The following is a 4,377-nucleotide window of genomic DNA, read 5'->3' on the forward strand; positions in this document are numbered from 1 at the left end:
CGCCCGCAGGCAGGTTCCGATGCCCTCTGGGCTGAAACCGATACGCCGTCGCCCATCCCAAACTCGCAACACTTCAATACGCGATGCCGTCAGTAGTTCGACCGGCCCTAGTGGATCTCGGCGTGCAGGTGGGCGGCCAACTGGGTGCGGTTGGTGACACCCAGCTTCGCCAGGGTGTTCCGGACGTGCGTCTCCACGGTTCGCTCGGAGATGTGCAGGCGCTCGGCGATCCGGCGGTTCGGCAGGCCCTCGGCGGCCAGGACGGCGATCTCCCGCTCCCGGGCGGTCAGCTCGTCGCGGGCCAGCCCGGCCGCCTCGGCGACCAGGGCGGGCAGAGCCAGACGACGGGCGATGGCGAGGGCCTGACCGGCGAGGGTACGGGCGTGGCGGGGATCGGAATCGTGCACGCTCCGGGCGTACGCCAGAAGAGCGCGCGCGGCGAAAGGCGCGGCACCGCAGTGTTGTTCCCGGGTGATCGCGTCGGTGAAGTGCCGGGCGGCCGCCTCCCGGTCGCCGAGAGCGGCGGCCATCAGGCCGAGCGGGCGCGACACCGTGCCGTAGCAGGCGGTCATCGCGTTGAGGAAACGGTCCGCCCGGGGCAGTACCAGGGTGTACGCCACCGCCGCGAGATCGGTGTCGCCGAGCCAGGCGGCCAGTTCCCCGGCACTCAGCGCCACGAAGGTGTGCCGGCAGTCGCGGGGCAGGTCGGGAAGCATCGCGCCCAGCCGGCGGGCGCACTCGGCCCCGGCGCTCCGGTCGCCGGCCCGGATCGACAGGTGGGCGAGGTTCGCGGCGGCGATCGGCTCGGCTCCGAAGTCGGCGATCGCGCTGCTCAGATCAGCCGGCCAGGGTGGCGGCTCGCCGGTGAACGGGGCGAGCGAGGTGAGGAAAGCCGAATGCAGCTCCCGGGCGGGCTGATCCTCGAACGTGCCGGCCAGGGTGAACGCCTCGTCCGCCGCCTCCCGGGCCGCCGTGATCCGGCCGCTGAGCAGCAGGCGGGCGGCGCGGGCGCGCAGCACGTGCCATCGGGCGACCGGCCAGCCGAGCCGGTCGGCGAGACCGGCCAGACCGGTGACCTCCGTGTCGTAGGCGGGCAGGTCGCCGAGGGCGAGCAGCGCGTCGAGCCGCCAGAGCCGGCCCCACAGTTCGGCGTCCGGCCGTCCGGACACGGCGGCCAGGTCGCAGCTGCGCCGGGCCAGATCGAGAACCTCGCCGGTGGCGGCGAAAGGGTCCAGCACCTCGTGCCGGGCGTGCACCGCGGCGGCCAGCGCCCGGGGGTCGCCGGTCCGCTCGGCGAACGCCATCGCCTGACGGCTGAGGTCCTCGGCGCGCGTGTGGCCGCCGGTCTCCACCAGCAGATACGCGTAGTGGGCGAGCAACTCGGCGCGGTCCGCGTCGGCGACGGCCCGGTCCCCCGGAGAGGCGACGGCCTCGGCCTCGGCCTCGGAGGAGGCGACAGGTTCACCACGCCGAGAGGCCCCGGCCTCATCCGCCGGGGAAGCCACGGGCTCGTCCGCCGGGGAGGCGAGGGCCAGGGCTCGTTCGCAGAGGCGAATGAGGGCCGGGGCCACCTGGCCGCCGTAACCGCGGACGACCAGGGCGGCCGCGGTGGCAAGTGCCGGGCGGTTCTCTGCCTCGGCCAGGTCGATGACGGTGGTGCAGTCGGCGACGGCGAGCGTGAGCTGGCCGTCACGGCTGGCCGCCCGGGCGCGGGCCAGCCGCAGACCGGGGTCGGCCGGGAAGAGCTCGAGGGCCTGCCCGAGCCAGACGGCGGCGGCGTGGTGGTCGAGCCGCCGGGTGGCTTCGCGAGCCGCCGCCTCGCAGGCATTCCGGGCAGCCTGCCGGGACGAGTCGTCGATCGCGCAGCGGATCCGGTGCCGGGCCGTCTCGGCGGGGACGGTTTCGCCCAGGGCGTCGGCGATCCGGCGGTGCGCGGTGATCCGCTCGGCCCGGGAGAGTTCGGCGTAGCGGGCCTCACGGAGCAGCTCATGGGTGAACCGGAGGCGGGCCGGCGCCCACCGGTCCTCGGCGAGCACGCCGGCCTCGATCGCCTCGGCGAGCAGCGCCTCGACGTCCGCGGTGCCGGTCTCGTCGGCCGTGCGGGCGGGGGTCGCGATCCGGGTCAGCAGGGGGACGTCGATGTCGGGGCCGAGCGCGGAGGCGAGTCCGAGCAGGGCGCGGCAGACCGGGGTGAGGGTGGAGGTTCGGCGGCCGGCCAGGCGGAGCAGGCCGTCGGGCAGGCTGACGGCGGTGGCCGGGCGGCGCAGGCGGCCCGGCGCGTCGAGCAGGCGGGTCAGCTCGCGGGTGTAGAGCGGGTTGCCGCCGCCGAGCCGGTGCACCACCGGCGGCCATGTGGGGTGCACCGGGTCGCCGCTCCGGCCGGTCAGGTAGTCGGCGACGGCCGCCTGGTTCCACGGCCGGAGGGCGATGATCTCGGCGCCGGGCAGGTCGGTGTCCAGGGTGCGGGCGGTGACGACGGCCAGGATCGGGGCGCCGGTGAGGTCCCGGGACAGAGCGGTGAGCAGGGCCAGGGAGGCCGGATCGGCCCAGTGCAGGTCTTCCAGGACAAGAACCAGCCCGTTGTCGAGGCCGGCCGCCGCGGCTCGCAGTGCCTGGACCGTGGCGTGGATCAGCCGGAACCGGACGGTCGCCGGCGGCTCACCTGAGTCGCCGGTCTCCAGCAGCGCGGGGCTGAGGCCGGGCAGCCCGCAGTCGAGCAGTCGCAGCCACGGCCAGAAGGCGGGCGCACCTTCACCGGGGTCGGCGCGGCCGGTGAGCACGGTGGCGCCGGCCGCGGCGGCGCGGGCCGCGAACTCCTCGACGACGGCCGTCTTGCCGATCCCGGCCTCACCGGTGAGCAGCGCCACCCCGCCGTCGCCGGCGGCCGTAGCGGCGCGCAGCCGGTCCAGGGTGACCACTTCGGCGACCCGGGCCACCAAGGGGACTTGCTCACGCATGCGGTCGATTGTCCGCCGAAGGGCGCCGCTCAGGATTCGGGCACGCGGACCGAGATCTCCTCCCCGAGGGTGAATCCGGGGCACATCTCGAGGTCGTCGCCGCTCCAGAAACGGCCCGGGTCGTACCAGTTGGCTTTGCGCCCGCGCGGCAGCAGGCCCATGTCCTCATAGGTCACGGCGACCACTTCGGCGCAGTACGCCTTCTCCAGGGTGGCGTCGCTGACCTCGCCCTCCTTCCACGGGAGATGGATCTGCGGGACCCGGCCGCGCAGCCAGCGGAACGCGAGCTGCGAGGTGGACGGGAACGGGGTGCCGTCCAGGCGGGCCACGGTTTTGAGCGCCTTGTCCTCCATGGCGCGGGTGACGCCCGGGTCGAGCTGGCGGAGCCAGCCGCGCTGTCCGTAGCGGCGGGCCCAGACGGTGACGGCGTCGCGGAGGTCGTGCAGTTGCACCCCGCGATGGAAGCTGCCGGACCACATGTCCGGAAGCGATTTGCCGAGTTCGGCGTGCCACATCAACGGCGGCATGTCCTCGATCACCAGGGACATGCCGACGTGGTTCACCGGGCTGTTGGTGAGGGTCTGGATGGCACGGTCCGGGCCGGAGCGGCCCCGGAAGATCCAGATGTCACCGGTACGGGTCAGGTCCATGGCCTCGTCGAGGCTGAGTTCGGCAACCACGGTGTCTATTCTCAGCTGATGCGGTGGTGGAAGATAGCGGGACTGGCGGGACTGGCGGGTGTGGCGGCGACGGGCGTGGTGATCGCCCGGGCGGAGCGCAAGCGCCGCGCCTACACGCCGGAGGAGATCAGAGGGCGGCTGCACGCGCGGGTCGCGGAGACAGCCGCCAAGCCTGAGCCGGGCAAACCCTAGGAGATCAAGTCGGTGTCGCGCAGCAGCGACCAGAGCCCGGCGCCGTCCGGCGCGGAGAACCAGGTCTTGCCTCCGGAGGGGACCACTTCGGCGGTCTCCGACGGGCCGGGGATGGCGCCGGCCAGGACGGCCTGGGTCGGTGAGAGCCGGCGGATCGCGACGGCGGCCACGTTGTCCGGGTGTTCCCGGGCGAACTCGGAGTAGATCTCCTGGTCGTGCTGCCCGTCGTCGCCGATGAGCAGCCATTTCACGTCGGGGAACTCGGCGGCGAGGCGGCGCAGCGACTTGCGCTTGTGCTCCTGGCCGCTGCGGAACCAGCGGTCCGGGGTGGGCCCCCAGTCGGTGAGCAGGATCGGGCCGGCCGGGTAGAGGTGGCGGCTGAGGAAGCGGGTGAGGGCGGGCGCCACGTTCCACGCGCCGGTGGAGAGGTAGACCACGGGAGTGCCGGGGTTGGCGTTGACCAGCCGCTCGTAGAGGACCGCCATGCCGGGGACGGCGGCGCGGGCGTGCTCGTCGAGGACGAACGTGTTCCACGCGGCGAGCAGGGG

The 4,377-nt window shown here is 74.0% G+C and carries 4 protein-coding genes; 1 reads left to right on the forward strand and 3 read right to left on the reverse strand.

Translation table 11 applies throughout. The features are described from left to right. Positions 1 to 107: 107 nt before the first annotated feature. On the reverse strand, positions 108 to 2,957 hold the full coding sequence (locus tag AB0I88_RS40970) for an AAA family ATPase (protein WP_361037652.1): 2,850 nt from the start codon (positions 2,955 to 2,957) through the stop codon (positions 108 to 110). 29 nt (positions 2,958 to 2,986) lie between these two features. Then, positions 2,987 to 3,637, reverse strand: a complete 651-nt coding sequence (locus tag AB0I88_RS40975; protein WP_361037654.1) for a hypothetical protein — start codon at positions 3,635 to 3,637, stop codon at positions 2,987 to 2,989. Positions 3,638 to 3,655: 18 nt separating this feature from the next. Between AB0I88_RS40975 and AB0I88_RS40980 the strand changes: the two genes are divergently transcribed. Next, a complete protein-coding gene (locus AB0I88_RS40980) occupies positions 3,656 to 3,829 on the forward strand; it encodes a hypothetical protein (protein WP_361037656.1) in 174 nt (57 codons plus the stop codon). Here AB0I88_RS40980 and AB0I88_RS40985 read toward each other — a convergent pair. Further along, positions 3,826 to 4,377 (reverse strand): App1 family protein (locus tag AB0I88_RS40985; protein ID WP_361037658.1); only part of this gene is annotated, 552 nt, incomplete at its 5' end. The genes AB0I88_RS40980 and AB0I88_RS40985 overlap by 4 nt on opposite strands.

This window comes from Actinoplanes sp. NPDC049802, from assembly GCF_040656595.1.
Lineage (GTDB): Bacteria > Actinomycetota > Actinomycetes > Mycobacteriales > Micromonosporaceae > Actinoplanes.